The organism is Streptomyces flaveus (assembly GCF_014647675.1).
Classification (GTDB): domain Bacteria; phylum Actinomycetota; class Actinomycetes; order Streptomycetales; family Streptomycetaceae; genus Streptomyces; species Streptomyces flaveus.
Genome location: NZ_BMPQ01000019.1, coordinates 80,190 through 94,942, shown reverse-complemented (window position 1 = coordinate 94,942; position 14,753 = coordinate 80,190). Strand labels below are relative to the sequence as shown.

15 protein-coding genes and 1 pseudogene are annotated in these 14,753 nt (G+C 69.6%); 7 read left to right on the top strand and 9 right to left on the bottom strand.

Annotated elements, in window-relative coordinates; all coding sequences use genetic code 11:
- The first annotated feature begins 2 nt into the window (after positions 1-2).
- A complete protein-coding gene (locus tag IEZ21_RS30475) occupies positions 3-782 on the top strand; it encodes an aminoglycoside adenylyltransferase family protein (protein ID WP_189325069.1) in 780 nt (259 codons plus the stop codon).
- A 386-nt stretch (positions 783-1,168) separates the two neighbouring features.
- The gene (chvE, locus tag IEZ21_RS30470; protein ID WP_189325068.1) at positions 1,169-2,266 is read left to right on the top strand and encodes a multiple monosaccharide ABC transporter substrate-binding protein; all 1,098 of its coding nucleotides are present in this window, start codon (positions 1,169-1,171) and stop codon (positions 2,264-2,266) included.
- Between the two features lie 21 nt (positions 2,267-2,287).
- Here the strand turns inward: chvE and IEZ21_RS47890 are convergent.
- The 5 genes and pseudogenes from IEZ21_RS47890 to IEZ21_RS30450 all read right to left on the bottom strand — a co-directional run.
- A pseudogene (locus IEZ21_RS47890) lies at positions 2,288-2,433 on the bottom strand (alpha-ketoglutarate-dependent dioxygenase AlkB); the annotation flags it as partial.
- 3 nt (positions 2,434-2,436) lie between these two features.
- Positions 2,437-3,273 (bottom strand): EamA family transporter, encoded by an 837-nt coding sequence (locus tag IEZ21_RS30465; RefSeq protein ID WP_189325067.1) that lies wholly within the window; start codon positions 3,271-3,273, stop codon positions 2,437-2,439.
- 11 nt (positions 3,274-3,284) lie between these two features.
- Positions 3,285-3,890 carry a flavodoxin family protein gene (locus IEZ21_RS30460; RefSeq protein WP_189325066.1) on the bottom strand — a complete coding sequence of 202 codons (606 nt, stop codon included), beginning with the start codon at positions 3,888-3,890 and terminating at the stop codon, positions 3,285-3,287.
- A gap of 72 nt (positions 3,891-3,962) precedes the next feature.
- Entirely contained in the window at positions 3,963-4,313 is a 351-nt protein-coding gene (locus tag IEZ21_RS30455; protein WP_033319803.1) for a DUF8129 domain-containing protein, read from the bottom strand.
- A gap of 72 nt (positions 4,314-4,385) precedes the next feature.
- Complete coding sequence (locus IEZ21_RS30450) at positions 4,386-4,754, bottom strand: DUF6479 family protein (protein WP_189325065.1); 369 nt, start codon at positions 4,752-4,754, stop codon at positions 4,386-4,388.
- 334 nt (positions 4,755-5,088) lie between these two features.
- Here IEZ21_RS30450 and IEZ21_RS30445 point away from each other — a divergent pair, with 334 nt between their 5' ends.
- The gene (locus IEZ21_RS30445; protein WP_189325064.1) at positions 5,089-5,886 is read left to right on the top strand and encodes an RNA polymerase sigma factor SigF; all 798 of its coding nucleotides are present in this window, start codon (positions 5,089-5,091) and stop codon (positions 5,884-5,886) included.
- A 303-nt stretch (positions 5,887-6,189) separates the two neighbouring features.
- Here IEZ21_RS30445 and IEZ21_RS30440 read toward each other — a convergent pair whose 3' ends face one another.
- Complete coding sequence (locus IEZ21_RS30440; protein WP_246568284.1) at positions 6,190-6,504, bottom strand: ANTAR domain-containing protein; 315 nt, start codon at positions 6,502-6,504, stop codon at positions 6,190-6,192.
- Between the two features lie 249 nt (positions 6,505-6,753).
- Between IEZ21_RS30440 and IEZ21_RS30435 the strand changes: the two genes are divergently transcribed.
- The 3 genes from IEZ21_RS30435 (at position 6,754) to IEZ21_RS30425 (ending at position 8,845) form a co-directional block, all read left to right on the top strand.
- A complete protein-coding gene (locus tag IEZ21_RS30435; protein ID WP_189325062.1) occupies positions 6,754-6,930 on the top strand; it encodes a CsbD family protein in 177 nt (58 codons plus the stop codon).
- A gap of 153 nt (positions 6,931-7,083) precedes the next feature.
- Positions 7,084-7,284, top strand: a complete 201-nt coding sequence (locus IEZ21_RS30430; protein ID WP_189325061.1) for a hypothetical protein — start codon at positions 7,084-7,086, stop codon at positions 7,282-7,284.
- 97 nt (positions 7,285-7,381) lie between these two features.
- Positions 7,382-8,845, top strand: a complete 1,464-nt coding sequence (locus IEZ21_RS30425; RefSeq protein WP_189325060.1) for an aminotransferase class I/II-fold pyridoxal phosphate-dependent enzyme — start codon at positions 7,382-7,384, stop codon at positions 8,843-8,845.
- Positions 8,846-8,921: 76 nt separating this feature from the next.
- Here the strand turns inward: IEZ21_RS30425 and IEZ21_RS30420 are convergent, their stop codons facing one another.
- On the bottom strand, positions 8,922-9,671 hold the full coding sequence (locus IEZ21_RS30420) for a TioE family transcriptional regulator (RefSeq protein ID WP_189325059.1): 750 nt from the start codon (positions 9,669-9,671) through the stop codon (positions 8,922-8,924).
- A 58-nt stretch (positions 9,672-9,729) separates the two neighbouring features.
- Between IEZ21_RS30420 and IEZ21_RS30415 the strand changes: the two genes are divergently transcribed.
- Entirely contained in the window at positions 9,730-10,932 is a 1,203-nt protein-coding gene (locus IEZ21_RS30415; protein WP_189325058.1) for an erythromycin esterase family protein, read from the top strand.
- Between the two features lie 675 nt (positions 10,933-11,607).
- On the opposite strand, the gene IEZ21_RS30410 is transcribed toward IEZ21_RS30415, so the two are convergent.
- On the bottom strand, positions 11,608-13,665 hold the full coding sequence (locus IEZ21_RS30410) for an ATP-binding protein (RefSeq protein WP_213089370.1): 2,058 nt from the start codon (positions 13,663-13,665) through the stop codon (positions 11,608-11,610).
- A gap of 252 nt (positions 13,666-13,917) precedes the next feature.
- Positions 13,918-14,421 (bottom strand): MarR family winged helix-turn-helix transcriptional regulator, encoded by a 504-nt coding sequence (locus IEZ21_RS30405; protein WP_189325057.1) that lies wholly within the window; start codon positions 14,419-14,421, stop codon positions 13,918-13,920.
- Between the last annotated feature and the right edge of the window lie 332 nt (positions 14,422-14,753).

The following is a 14,753-nucleotide window of genomic DNA, read 5'->3' as shown; positions in this document are numbered from 1 at the left end:
CCGTGAACGACCGCACGCCGCCACCCCGGTCCGTCTCCCAGACCCATGACGTCCTGCGCCTGGTGCATCGCGTACTCGGCACGGACGTCCTCGGCGTCTACCAGCACGGTTCCGCCGTCCTCGGCGGCCTGCGACCGGGCAGCGATCTCGACGTGTTCGTCGTCGCGCGACGACGAACCACGGAGCAGGAGCGGCGGGCCCTGGTCCAGGGCCTGCTCGAGGTCTCCGAGGGCCAAGCCCGGAGCGGACCCGGCCGCCGCCCCGTCGAGCTCACCGTCGTCGCCAGGGACGACGTCCGTCCCTGGCGTTATCCGCCCCGCTGCGAGTTCCTCTACGGCGAGTGGCTGCGCGACGAGTTCGATCGCGGGGTGGTGCCCGCTCCGGCGCCCACGCCCGATCTCGCGCCGCTGATCACGATGGTGCTGCTCGGGAACGCCCCGCTGTCCGGCCCGCCGCCTGCGGACGTTCTCGATCCCGTCCCGCACGAGGACCTGCGACGGGCGATCGTCGCCGGTGTGCCGGAGCTGCTCGCCGAGCTGGAGTCGGACACCCGCAACGTCCTGCTGACGCTCGCCCGTGTCTGGACGACCCTGGAGACCGGAACGATCACATCCAAGGACGCGGCGGCCGCCTGGGCGCTCGAGCGCCTGCCGGCGAGGCACCGGCCCGTACTGGCCCGCGCGCGGTCCGGCTATCTCGGGCACGAGAAGGAGTCCTGGGACGGCCTGATGCCGCAGGTCAGCGCGCTGGCCGATCACTTGGTTGCCCGACTGAACGCGTAGGAACGCCGGTGTCGGTTGTAGGCAGGTCCGCGTTCGGAGTGCGACGTATTCTGTTGCATGCTTGATCGATGGTCGTGCGCTGCCGCAACGAATGTGACGAAAGACGACCACAGAGCGTCCGCATCGGTATACGCTCCCGGCACCCCGCGTTCGAGGTCGCCCGCCTGGGGGCCGGTCACCCGGCCTGCTCGCGTGCGGGTTCAACGGAAAACCGCCCCTAGAAACATACCGAACGGTCTGTCGCAGTGCCGCCTCACCGGAACCCGGTGGGGCCAGTCGGCCCCGGAAAGCTCCCGCACCCGGGTGCCGGTTCACCTGATGCACCTCACCGGACGTACGAGACGTACGAACCAGTCCGGTGCGGTGACTTGTCACTTACGAGGAAGATGACCATGCGCGTCCGCATCACCGTAGCCGCGGCCCTGTCCGCAGCCCTGTCCCTGTCCCTTACCGCCTGCGGTGAGAGCGGCGACGTGGGCAGTTCAGGAGACGAAACCGTCGGCATAGCGATGCCCACCACGGACTCCCCGCGGTGGATCAGCGACGGCCGCAGCATGGTCGACCAGGTCAAGGGCTTCGGCTACGGCGCCACACTGAAGTACGCCGAGAACGACCCGAAGACCCAGGTCGAGCAGGTGGAGGCGATGATCGACGACGGTGTGGACGCCCTGGTCATCGCGGCGGTCGACGGACGCGCGTTCACCGATGTGCTGCGCAAGGCGGAGTCCGCGAAGATTCCCGTGATCTCGTACGACCGCCTGCTCCTGGGCAGCGACGACGTCGACTACTACGCCACCTTCGACAACGAGCAGGTCGGCGAGCTCCAGGCCGACTTTCTCATCGAGCAGCTGGGGCTGGCCAACGGCAGCGCCAAGGGCCCGTTCAACCTCGAGGTGTTCGCCGGCTCGGCCGACGACAACAACACCGGCTTCTTCTTCGACGGCGCGATGAAGATTCTGCAGCCCTACATCGACAGCGGCGAGCTCGTCGTGAAATCCGGGCAGACCAAGATGGACCAGGTCACGACCCTGCGCTGGGACGGCGTCAGAGCCGAGAAGCGCATGAACAAACTGCTCGACTCCCACTACACGAACGAGCGCGTCGACGCGGTCCTCTCTCCGTACGACGGCATGTCCCTCGGGATCATCAAAGCGCTGAAGTCGCACGGCTACGGCGGCGATGGAGGCAGGGACCTGCCCATCGTCACGGGGCAGGACGCCGAGGTGCCCTCGGTGAAGTCGATCATGGCCGGTGAGCAGACGCAGACCGTCTACAAGGACACCCGCGAACTCGCGCTCATCACCTCGTACATGGTCAACGCGGTGGTCCACGGCAAGCGTCCGGCGATCAACGACACCAGTACGTACGACAACGGGGAGAAGGTCGTGCCCGCGTATCTTCTGGAACCGGTGAGCGTCGACAAGGGCAACTACAAGAAGGTGCTCATCGACTCGGACTACCTCAAGGCGAGCGACCTTCGCTGAAGCGCCGGGCCTCGGGTTCGGTCAGTGCACGCCGTGCGGCCGGGACTGGACGCTGATCCGGGCCCGGTCGCCCGCGTGGTTTTGGGGATCGCGTGTTTCCAGGCATGCCGGCAGGAGTCGCCCATCACGATCAGGTCCCTGTGGCCGAGCGGTGCTGGGGCTGGGCCCTGTCAGCCCAGTGTCAGCAGGACGATCGCGGTGCCCGCGCTCACCAGGCCGACCAGCTGCCTGCGGCTGACCTTCTCGTGCAGCATCGAGAGCCCGAGGACCGTCGGAATGGCCGGATACAGCGAGGCCAGTACGACGGCGAGGGCCAGCATCTGCAACCGGGTGGCCCAGAGGTAGAGGATCAGGCCGAGAGCGGCGCCCGCTCCGATCACGACCGCCTGAACCAGCGGCTTCGGGGACTGCCGGAACTGCGGGACATTCCGCAGGACGCCGGGCAGCACCACAACGACCGCCGCTACACGTCCCGCGACCACCGGCCACACTCCGCTTTCGGCGCCCGCCTGTGCCAGCCCGATGTACTGCACGGCCACGCCCAGACTGGCGAGCAGACCGTCCATGGTCGCCGGGGTCGTACCCGCGCCGTGGTGGGCCTCTCCACCGGACACGAGCCACAGCGCGGGCATCGTGACGCAGATGCCGAGCCAGGCCAGGAGCGTGGGCCGGTCGCCCAGGAAGCAGACGCCGCACAGCACGGACAGGGCCACCCCGGTGACGGCGCTCACCGGCACCACGATGCTCATCGCCCCGCGGCTCAGCCCCCGGTTGAGGAAATGCATGGCTGAGCCGCTGCCGACCCCGGACAGCGCTCCCCACACCACATCCGCGGACCGCACCACCTCCGCGGGCATCGCCAGAGCCACCGCCAGCGCCAGCAGCAGCCCGCCGATCTGCCCGAGAAAGGTGACCACGGCGAAGTGCATCCGGCGTGACAGCAGCCCGCCGGCGTAGTCGACGACGCCGTAGAGGGCCGCCGAAGCCAGCGCGAGAAGAGCACCCACGCGGTCCGGCCTCAGCCCGGAGGCGATCCGAGAGGCCGGTCGGCCAGAGCCCGGGCGACACTGTGCAGGTTGGCGGCCATGGCGCGGCCCGTCTTGTGCGACCAGTCGTGGCCGCGCTCGTCGTCGACGTAGTCGGGGCCCGGGCCGGGACCGAGGTGCCAGTAGGTCCACGCCTGGCCCGGGACGGTGTAGCCGATGTCGCCCAGCGCGCCCGAGATCTCGCTGATCACATGGTGGGCACCGTCCTCGTTGCCGGTCACCACCACTCCGGCGACCCGGTTGTAGGCTACGGGACGTCCCTCCTCGTCCGTCTCGGTCATCATGGCGTCCATCCGCTCCAGCACCCGCTGCGCGACCGACGAGAGCCTGCCGAGCCAGGTGGGAGAAGCGATGACCAGGATCTCCGAGTCGAGGAGCTTCTCGTGTACGGGCGGCCACTCGTCACCGGCCCCGGCGTCACTGGTGACGCCGGGCTTGATGTCCAGGTCGACGGCCCGTACGAAATCGACGTCCACGCCGTCCTTCGCGAGCTGCTCGGCGACGACGGTGGCGAGGGCTTCCGTGTTGGACGGTTCGGGGGAGGCCTTGAGGGTGCAGTTGATGATCAGTGCCTTCATGGGGACGACGGGTATCCAGCGGAGTCCGGCCCATACGGAGTCGGCCTCAAGTCCCGGCCTCAGGTCTGATCCTCAGGTCTGGTTGCCCTTCGGCCTGCCGCGCTGGTCCGGAGTTCCGTGGGGCGGCGGGTGGGTCGCCTCCGCGGCGGTGGCGGGCGACACCGACCGGCCCGCGCGGTGCGGGGACTGCTCGGGGCGTACGGCCGTGGGGTCGCCGCCCGTGGGTTCGGCCCCGGAGGCGAGTTCGGCCAGCCGGGCCTTGATCACCTCCACCACCGGCGTACGGTCGGCGTGCGCGCGCTCGTAGGCGAGTATCTGCTCGACCTCGTCTGTGGACAGCGACCGGATACGGGCCCGCAGGCCGCCCAGTGGCAGATGGTCGAAGTCGGGCAGGGGCAGGGTGTCGCGGTCGGTGTGACTCATGTGCGTGTTCCTTCCCGTTCCTTCCTGAGCGGCGGCGCACCCGGGCGTCGAGGGATCCCGTGCGTCGAAGGATCAGGTCCGCCCGGGGCCACCGCTGCCGAAACCTCCGCTGGAGTTCTCGTCCCACTTCGGCGCCTTCTGGTCCGCCGCGCGGCGGGTACGGAGGTTGCCGTGCCCCCGTAGCCGGTGCGGAGTGATCCGGTGGCGGTCGCGTGGCACCTCGGCGGGCTCACGCCGCTCGCGGACCTCGTGCACGGGGCCGGAGTCGGGCATCCTGGGCTGCTCATCGGGGCGCGGCGGTGCGGGTTCGCGGGCGCGGATCCGGCGGCCACGCCACACGGCCCAGATCAGGGCGCCGACGATGACGAGCCCCACCAGGAACGGCACCACTCCGCCCGTCACCGCGGAGGAGACGGCCAGTCGTGTCGTCACGATGTCCATCACCCGCGAGTACCCGGCGCGACCGACCGAAACAGCCGCCCGCTGCTCCCGTTCGGTATTTCCCGGCCGCGAATTCCGGGTATTCCGCGGCGACCGTCACATTTCGAAATCATTCGATGGCTCAGCGTCACGCCATTCCCGTATTGGTGGACCGTCCCGGTGTGACTGGCTGGGTTTGGGTGACTGAATATGGGGCAAATGCGTATAAGTGCTTCGGACAGGAGGCACGTCCGTGGGAGCTGGTCCGCCAGATCGCGGGTGTGTTCCGGACGGTTCGTGCGTACCTGCTCCCACGGTGACTGTCTCGGCACCTTCTGAGGGAGATGCACGCACCATGCGAGTCACCGTCAGATCGAAGCAACACCCGCACGACGACGCCCCCGACACGGCCGCGGCCTTCGAAAGGCTCGCCGCTCTGCCTGAAGGGCCCGAGCGCGACGCCCTCCGCGACGAGATCGTCCGGGCCTGGCTGCCCATGGCCGACCGCATCGCCACCCAGTACCGGGGGCGCGGCGAGTCGGTCGAGGACCTCTGCCAGGTCGCGGCACTCGGCCTCGTCAAGGCGGTCGCCCGCTACGACCCGGACCGTGGCTGCGCCTTCGAGAGTTACGCGATCCCGACGATCACCGGCGAGATCAAGCGCCACTTCCGGGACCATATGTGGGTCCTTCACGTACCGCGCCGGGTCCAGGACCTGCGCAACCGGGTCCGTACGGCCGCGAAGGACCTGTCGCAGACGTCGTCCGGCCGTCAGCCGACCATCGCCGAGATCGCCGAGTACGCACGGATGAGCGAGGACGACGTACGCGTCGGTCTCGAAGCCCTCGACAGTTTCACCGCCCTCTCACTGGACGCCGAACTGCCGGGCAGCGACGACGGTTACGCACTGGGAGACGTCCTCGGCGAGCCCGACGCCGGATTCGATCTGGTCGTCGACCGCGAGGCCGTGAAGCCTTGCCTGCAGGAACTCCCCGAACGCGAACGGACCATCCTCTACCTGCGCTTCTTCGGAGGCATGACCCAAAGTCGCATCGCGCATCAGCTCGGTATCTCGCAGATGCACGTGTCCCGGCTGCTCAGCGCCTGCTGCGCCGAACTGAGGGAGAAGGCCCTCTCGGAGAAGGCCGCTTGATATCCGGCCCGCGGTCGTGTCCGCGCAGGCGTCCTGGAACGTCCGCGCCGGTGCCCCGGAGCGGACAAACCCAGTCGCCCGGTGGGGATGCCCCCGGGCCGGACGACCGAGCGGCGGGCTCACTGCCGAACCCTCCCGGGAGCGGTTTGCCAGTGTGCCGCCGCTGTCCGAATTAACCAATCGGACGGATCCGAAACGCTTCGGATCCGTCCGAACAAAGCGGTTGCCCTGCCCTGTTGGGGAATGTTGAAGAATGGCCAACGGGTCCGGCGGCTTGATTTCCGGAGGTGATGGGCGGGGCGATTACCCCAGTGGTGGTACGCCCGGAATCTGTGTCGGCCCGTAACGATCGAGCGTGTCTTCCAGCGTGGCTCGGATATCGGGTGGGAGATCTCCTTTCTGCCCCCAGATAATGATCAGTTCCGCGACATTCCGCAGCTTGATGTTGGTGTGCTGGGAAACTTCCCGCAGGACAGCCCAGCCCTGGTCGGGTGCCACCCGTCCCAGCGCGACCATCATGCCGATCGCCTGGTCCACGACGGCATGCGAGGTCACGGCTTCCTTCAACTGGCCGACCTGCTCCTGCAACGCGACGATCTGGGCCGTTTCGTCAGGCACGGTCGCCTCCTGTGGGTCACCGGTCGGCTCGACAGCTCCCGAACGGGTGTGTGAGGTCATCGTCCCCTCCGGATCGGAGCGCTGACGTGTTTCTCCATCGTCGCCACTTGCCCGGCGGTGTGCCAATGCGGGCGCCGCCGGATCCGTACTCGCTCACTCGCCGTGGCGAAGGGTTCACGAATTGCGAAGGTGAAGGCAGGGGCGCAGGGTGGATACGCCAGTCCACCTTTCCGCAAAGGACGGATCACCATGGCTAAGGCAAAGGGCAAGGCCAAGCAGATGAAGGGCAAGATGAAGGAGGCCGCCGGCAAGGCCACGGGCGACAGGACACAGGAGGCCGAGGGCCGGAGCGAGCAGGTGTCGGGCCAGGCGCAGGAAGCCGCGCAGAAGGCCGCCGACCGCGTGAAGAAGCAGACCGGTCGGTAGGCCCGGCTCGCCGGCGCGATACCTCTCCGGCGGCCGTATCGGGCTCGGCCCGTGCGGTCGCCGGAGGCGTTTTCCGCGAGGGTTCTCCGTGGCCGTTCTCCATGACGGGCGCCGGACCTGACTGCCCGTCGGCGCACCGGGTACCCGCCACGTATGCGCAAGATCATGCGGCGCCCGTCCGGGCGCAAGAAGGAGACCCGCACCGCGACCGAAGAGGCCCTGGAGGAAGTCAAGGAACAGGGGCACGAGGACGACACGGACACCACCGAGGGACGGGACCGCGGACCGGGCGACCCCATCACCCCGAGCACCCGAGCGAACCGCGAAGCCACCGAGGTGGACGGCTCCGACTAGGCAGTAAGCATCCGAGCCGGTAAGTCTCGGAACCCCGCCTCGGAGCCCCGGAGTACGCCCCACGCCCGATGTCATTGTCGGAGGGAGGCCGACGACCGTGGACCACACGCAAGCCCCCGTACTCGAGGCCCTGCGGCGCCATCACGAGCACGGCGAACTCGCCTTCACTCCGCCCGGCCACAAGCAGGCACGAGGCGCCGACCCCCAGGCCCGGGCGATCCTCGGTGACGCCGTCTACCACACCGACCTCCTGGCGTCCGGAGGCCTCGACGACCGGCGTACCAGCGGCGATGTGCTGTTACGTGCGGAGCGGCTGATGGCGGACGCGGTGCACGCCGAGCACACGTTCTTCACCACCTGTGGCAGCTCCCTGTCCGTCAAGGCGGCCATGCTCGCCGTGGCGGGCCCGAACGAGAAGCTCATCGTGGGCCGCGACGCCCACAAGTCGGTGATCTCCGGACTGATCCTCTCCGGCATCGAACCGGTCTGGGTCGATCCCCAATGGGACGAGAAGCAACGCCTCGCCCACGCACCCGGCCCGGAAGCCTTCGAGGAGGCGCTCACCCGTCACCCGGACGCGCGCGGCGCCCTCGTCACCAGCCCCACCCCGTACGGCAGTTGCGCCGCCCTGCGGGACATCGCGGACATCTTCCACGCACGCGATCTGCCCCTCGTCGTCGACGAGGCATGGGGCGCCCATCTGCCCTTCCACCCGGACCTGCCGTCCTGGGCGATGGACGCCGGCGCGGACGTCTGCGTGACGAGCATCCACAAGATGGGCAGCGGACTGGAACAGGGCTCCGTCTACCACCTCCAGGGCTCCCTGATCGAGACGAGCACCCTCCAGTCGCGCGCCGACCTGTTCGGCACCACCAGCCCCTCGGTCCTCATCTACGCGGGACTCGACGCCTGGCGCCGCCAGATGGTCCTCCACGGCAAGGACCTCCTGGACGACGCGCTGCGTCTCGCCGCGGACGTCCGCCGCGCCATCGACGAGATTCCCGGCCTGCACGTCCTCGGCCGCGACGATCTCGTGGGCCCCGGCCTGTCCGTCGACTTCGACCCGCTGCCCGTGGTCGTCGACGTCAGCGGTCTCGGTACGAGCGGCTACCGCGCGGCCGACTGGCTGCGCACCCAGCACCACATCGACGTGCACCTCGCGGACCACCGGCGCATCAACGCCCAGCTCACCCACGCCGACTCGACCGCCACCACCCAGCCTCTGACCGACGCGCTGCGCGACCTCGCCGAGCATGCCGGGGAACTGGCGGCCGGGCTGCCGGTCATCGACGTACCGAGTAGTCAGGACATGCGGCTGGAGCAGGCCTTACGGCCCCGCGACGCGTACTTCGGCCCCACCGAAACCATGCCCCTGGAGCGGGCGGCCGGCCGCGTCTCGGCCGAGATGATCACGCCGTACCCGCCCGGCATCCCGGCCGTCCTGCCGGGAGAACGGCTCACCGAGCCCGTCCTGCGCTACCTGCGCACCGGCCTGCGGGGAGGCATGAACCTCCCGGACGCGTCGGACCCGGAGCTGTGCACGATCCGGGTCTGCAAGTGAGTCAAGTGAGCAGGGCTCCAGCCGAGCCGGAACCGTTGATGCCTCTTGTTCTCTCCGGCGGCCGGCGACCGAAGTCTCATCCACGCTCGCGAAGGTACGCCTCCAGCTCTGCGGCCCCGGTCAGCATCGCCCGCCCGCGGGCGGACAGCCGACCGTGCCAGTCGCACAGCGCGGCCTCCAGCGGCTCAAGACCGCCGGCCGCCCGCACCTGGGCGATCAGCGGGGCGATCTGCTCCAGCAGGTAGCCGCCCCGCCTGAGCTGGTGGGCCAGCCGGGCGTCCCGTACGTCGGCCTCGTCGTAGACGCGGTACCCGGTCAGTGGGTCGCGGCGCGGGCGCACCAGCCCGGCGCGCTCCCATTTGCGCAGCGTCGCGGGCCGGATTCCGAGCTTGTCTGCCAGCGGCCCGATGAACGTGCCGCCGGGCCCGGATACCGCGGCCGGCCCGGACCCCGCACCGGGCTCGGGCGCCGAGGTGGGCTCCAGGTCGCGGAGGGCGCTCTCCACGGCTTGGAGGGTCCGGCGGTCGTCGAGGAGCTGGGCGTGGCTCTCGTCGATGAGGCGGAACGCCTCATCGACCGCGCCCTGGTTCACGGCCCGCATGATCGACATCGCCGTCTGGTGGCCGTGGCCGGGCACCAGGGCGAGGAACGCGCGCAGGGCCCGCGCGTGCAGCGGGGTGTAGGTGCGGTAGCCGTGGGGTGTGCGACCGGCGGCCGGAAGGATGCCGGCTTCCTCGTAGTTCCTGATCGCCTGCGTGGACAGACCGTGCCCGCGCGCCAGGTCAACCGGCCTGAGCCGCTCGCCGTTTTGAAGGTTTCGTCCCATGAACCTGCCGATATCGCGGGAAAGTTTCAACCAAAGGTTCAACGATACCGTTAAAGGCATGGCTACTGACATCAAAGACATCGCCCATGCCGTCGAAGCCACCGCCGTCATGAAGCTGCTTCCGGCCCGGCCGCGGCTGCTCGCCCTGGGCGAGCCCACCCACGGCGAGGACACTCTGCTCGACCTGCGCAACGAGCTCTTCCGGCAGCTCGTCGAGCAGGAGGGCTACCGGACGATCACGATCGAGAGCGACTGCATGATGGGCCTGGTCGTGGACGCCTACGTCACCTCGGGCACGGGCACCCTCGACGAGGTCATGGAGCGCGGATTCAGCCACGGGTGGGGCGCGTTCGCGGCCAACCGCGAACTCGTGCACTGGATAAGGGAGTACAACGACGGCCGGCCCGCGTCCGAGCAGGTCCGCTTCGCCGGCTTCGACGGTCCGCTGGAGATCACCCACGCCGCGAGTCCCCGGCAGGCCCTCACCGCACTCCACGGCTGTCTCTCGGCCCAGGTGGACGCGGACCTGCTCCCCTGCACCGCGGACACGCTCGACCGCCTGCTCGGCACCGACGACCGGTGGACCGATCCCGCCGCGATGATGGACCCGTCCCAGTCTGTTGGGCAGTCGGCCGAGGCCGGCCAACTGCGGCTGCTCGCCGATGACTTGGTGGCGCTGCTCGACGCGCAGACACCGCACCTGATCACGGCGACCTCGCGGGACGACTGGGACCGGGCACGCCTGTACGGACGCACCGCCACCGGCCTGCTGCAGTACCACTACTGGATGGCCGACACCTCACCGGCCCGCATGACGCGGCTGTGCGCGCTGCGGGATTTGATGATGGCCCACAACCTCCTTGCCGTCGGCGCTCGGGGCCCGGCACTCATCCACGCCAACAACTCCCATCTCCAGCGGAAGAAGAGCACGATGCAGATGTGGGAGGGCCCGGTGGAGTGGTGGAGCGCCGGTGCGTTGGTGAGCGCCCAGCTCGGAGAGGAGTACGCCTTCCTGGCCACGGCCCTCGGCACGATCCGGCACCAGGGAGTGGGCACCCCGCCGCCGGACACCTTCGAAGGACTCCTGTACGCGCTCCCGGAGGACCGCTACGTCATCAACGCCCCGAGGCTGGCCACCGCCCTCGGCGACACGCGGCCCGCGCCCCGCGTATCCCCCTGGTTCGGCTACGCCCCGCTCGACCCGGCCCACCTGGCGGACAGCGACGGCATCGTGTTCGTCAAGGACGTCCAGCAGAGCTAGTGCCGCATCAGGCAAGGTTCGCCCTGTCGTGATGTGCCGCCCACTTCCTGCGCGAGGAAGCATCGGACGGCCAGAATGATCAGGTGGCTGAACGCGTGCGGGTTCGGGAGATTGATGACGACGGGGCAGGCGGTTGCTGCGGATCATCCGCATCCTGCTCCGCGAGGAGGGCGTCTCCGGCGCGCCGCCCCCTCGATGCGCCAGGCCGGCGGCGGCGCGATCGTCAACGTCAACTCCATCGCCGGCCTCGCGGCCGCACCGGGCCTCGTCGCGGACAGCGGCGCCGTCCTCCTGCTTGGAGACCCTGCGCCGCCCCGCTGCCCGGTCGCTGGCCGCCGGTGTTGCTCAATCGTGCTCAGCACTGCCCACGGGAACCTCTGGTGTGGCTTGGATTCCGGTCCAGCAGCAGGGCCCTCGGCCGGCGCGGGTACCGGCGCTGTCGCCGTGGCCCTGCGCCGAGACCTTCAGGCGTCATGGGCCCGGGTGAAACCGCCCGCAGAGTGGTCATGTTCGAGCGCAACTGCCCCGGCCAGCACGCCGGGTTCGCGGACCAACGCCTCGAGGGAGGCAGATGAGGGTAGGGATGAAGGAGTTTCTTGTTGTGGCCATTGAACGACAACGAGTGGCAGTACGCGCTTCTCGCGGAGGACGTTGCACCGCGGTACCGCGGTGGCCTCACTCCTCCGGGGACGAGTGTGGCGGGGTCGGCGTGGATGTCGTGGCCGGTTGACGCAGCAGTTGTTCAATGAGGCGTTCCTTGGCCAGGGCAAGGTGGCGCCGGTAGGTGCCGTAGGGCACCCCCAGTCGCCGGGCGGCGGCCTTGTGGGTGCGCAAGGCCGTGATGTAGGTGGCGGTGAGAGCCTCGTGGGCTTTGACGCCCGCGGGGTCGATCTGTATCGCGTCGAGGGCGGTGGTGATGGCGCCGCGCAGGTCCGCGACCGGGTCGGGTGAGCCCGACGGCACGAGATGGGAGTGCAGCAGGACGCTGGTCGCGAATTCGCGTGGGGTCTGCCAGGTGCGCAGCGCCTCGAGCACGCCTTCCTCGAACGCGGCGCGCGGCAGCTGGTCGCCTGGGCCGCTCGTGGAGGCGGTTGCAGGCCATGTCGCTACGGGCGTGACCGCGGTGCGAGCCCGGTGTTGCACCCACTGTTCCACTGTTTGCCGTCGCCAGTCCCGGCCGAAGACGTGCTGTCGCAGGCCGCCGACGTCCACGGCCGCGACCTCCGGCATCCCGGCCTTGGCCAGGTAGCGTCCCCACCGGTCGGCGTCTTCGAAGACGGTGAAGGTCACCGCGCGTCCGTGGCTCGTCATCTCCTCGGCGATGGTGCGCCGGCTGATGAGTTCCATCAGGGGTGAGGGCCGCTGGTGCCCGCCGGGTTGCACCGCGAAGCGGCGGATGCCCAGGTGCTCGCCCGGTCCCAGGGGAGCGGCCGCCTCCACGAGGTCCCAGACTGCTGCGATCACCGGGTCTTCGGCGCGGTCCTCGGGCAGCGGTGCGTCCAGCCGCAGGATGGCCATGAACGAAACGGGTGCGGAAGAGCCCGCGTAGCGGTGGACGCGGAAGGCCTCCGGCTGGCGGCGCAGCCAGTGTGCGACCGCGGCTGCCGATGCCGGGCCCTCGGCCTCCTCGGCCATGCGCAGCACGCCGGGCACGTCTTCGGACCGGAGCGGAGTGTCCTCGATGTGGGGGTGTGTCCGGTAGTTGTACAGATTGTCCGGGCCGCCCTGGTCGCGGAAGAGGAACATCCATTCCGCGACTCGTAAGAGCGCGTCGTCGGCGGTGGCGGAGCGCACGGCTTGCAGGCCGGCGAGCGAGATGCGGGCGCGGACGTCGTCGTAGCGCTCGGGGTCCCGCCAGCGCAGGTCGGCCTCGAGGGTCGCCCGCACCGCGTCGTGCGGGTGCAGCCCTTCAGGCGTGGCCTCGATGTAGGGCAGCTGGCGCAGCCAGGAGAACACCGTGTTGGTGTCCTGGTCACCCAGCACTTTGCGGAGCAGGGGCTCGCGGGTGACGTAGGCCTGCGCGACGACTTCGAGGGCGCGTCGGTGGACGGCGCCGGGCAGGTCGCCGACCAGCCGCTCGACCAGGGTCGTCAGGATGTCGCCGGTGGGGTACCACGGTGTGCCGGGTGCCGCGGCGGGCACGGAAGCGGCCAGCGAGAGGGCGAGCGGGCTGCCTCCGGCGAAGGCGACGAAGGCGCCGCGCTGCTCGGCGGGGACACCCCGGGCGGCGAGCAGGGCGTCGGACTGGGCGGCGTCGAGCGGCTGCACGGCCAGTGCGGTGAACAGTTGCGCCCATCCAGGGTCCAGCGACCATTCGGCGTCGGGGGCGGTCCTGCTGGCCACAACCACGATCGCATGGTCGGCGAGCCGGAGCAGGAAGGTTTCGCGCAGCCACGTCTCGAGGGGCTGGCACTGCTCGAAGGTGTCGATGAGCAGCACCGTGCCGGGTTCGGTGCACGCCGGGGCGGCGGCCTCCTCGAGTCGGCGCGGATCGGCGTCGAGGAACCGTGCGTCCACGTGCACCACGCGGCGGCCGACGAGTTCCGCCTGCCGGGCGGCGTAGCGCACCAGCGAGGACTTGCCGATGCCACCGGGGCCGTGCAGGTACGCCACAAACGGCGCTTGCGCCGCGCCCGAGAGCATCCGGTCGAGCACCGCCCGCTCCGGCTCCCTGCCCACCAGCGCACCGGCTCGTGCCGCGGCCAGCCGGCCCGCCAGGCCCCTCGCACCCAATCCGGGCTCCTCTCGTCAGGCCCATCTTGCCGTCGAAGATCCGATTGATGAAGCGCTTTCGACGTGAGTAGCACCGAGCGCGGGGCAGCACCCGGGACGGAGAGTGCTGCTCGCATGTATGCAGCACCGACTCGACGTCGTCCGGGTGCTACGCCACAGTCCCTGTCCTCGGCGTGGCACGTCGCTTCTTCCACTGGCCCCACGTCGAGCGGGACGTGTCGTGGTCCCTTCTGCGTGGCCTGGGTCGGATCCTTATGCTCCGCCTTTGCGGCGGCGAGGTGCGGCCGAGCGAGACGGCGTCGAGCGCATGTGGTCGCGCACCGGCGCCAGCAGGCCGGCGAGAGCCTTGACGTCGTCGCGCGAAAGCGGCTCGAACAGGAGGCCGCTGACTACCTCGACGTGACCCGGCAGCACCTTCGCAAGCAGCGCACGCCCGGCATCGGTGATGGTGACGGTGATGCTCCGCTCGTCGTCCGGCGAGGGAGCGCGGACGACCAGGCCCTTCTTCTCGAGCAGATCTACCTGGTATGTCAGGCCGCTGCGGCTGTAGACGACGCCGTCGGCCAGGTCGGTCATGCGGTGACTGCCCGTCGGCGAGTCCCCGAGGCGGGCCAGCAGCTGGAACTGCACATAACTGAGATCGCCGGCCTCGCGCAGCTGCTGCTCGACGGCATGCCGGAGCAGGCTGGTCACCTCGATGAGGTCGAAGTAAGCGCCGAGCTGCACGGGGTCGAGCGACGGCGGTGAATCAGGCATGACCGAAGTCTACTGCTTCGAATTCGAAGAGTGTGGGGTGCCGACTTCCAGTTACCGCAGGCGGCGCTGGAACCGAACTTCTCCGCGTGTTTCGATGCCATCCCGGCCGGGTGTATTGAGCCGGACGCGAGGGTCTCACGGGTCTGATGTCGTGACCTCGTGCGCGCACGGTGTGGGCAGTGTTGGGCCCGGCTGAGCACCGCAGAACATGGAGATCGGGCAGTGGTGCGGCGCAGGGTTGCGAGCAGAAGGACGGCGCCGCCGCCCACAGATCTCGAGGACCGGCCATGAACATCCCTTACCTCGCGCAACGTCGTCCGCGGCCCTCCCCG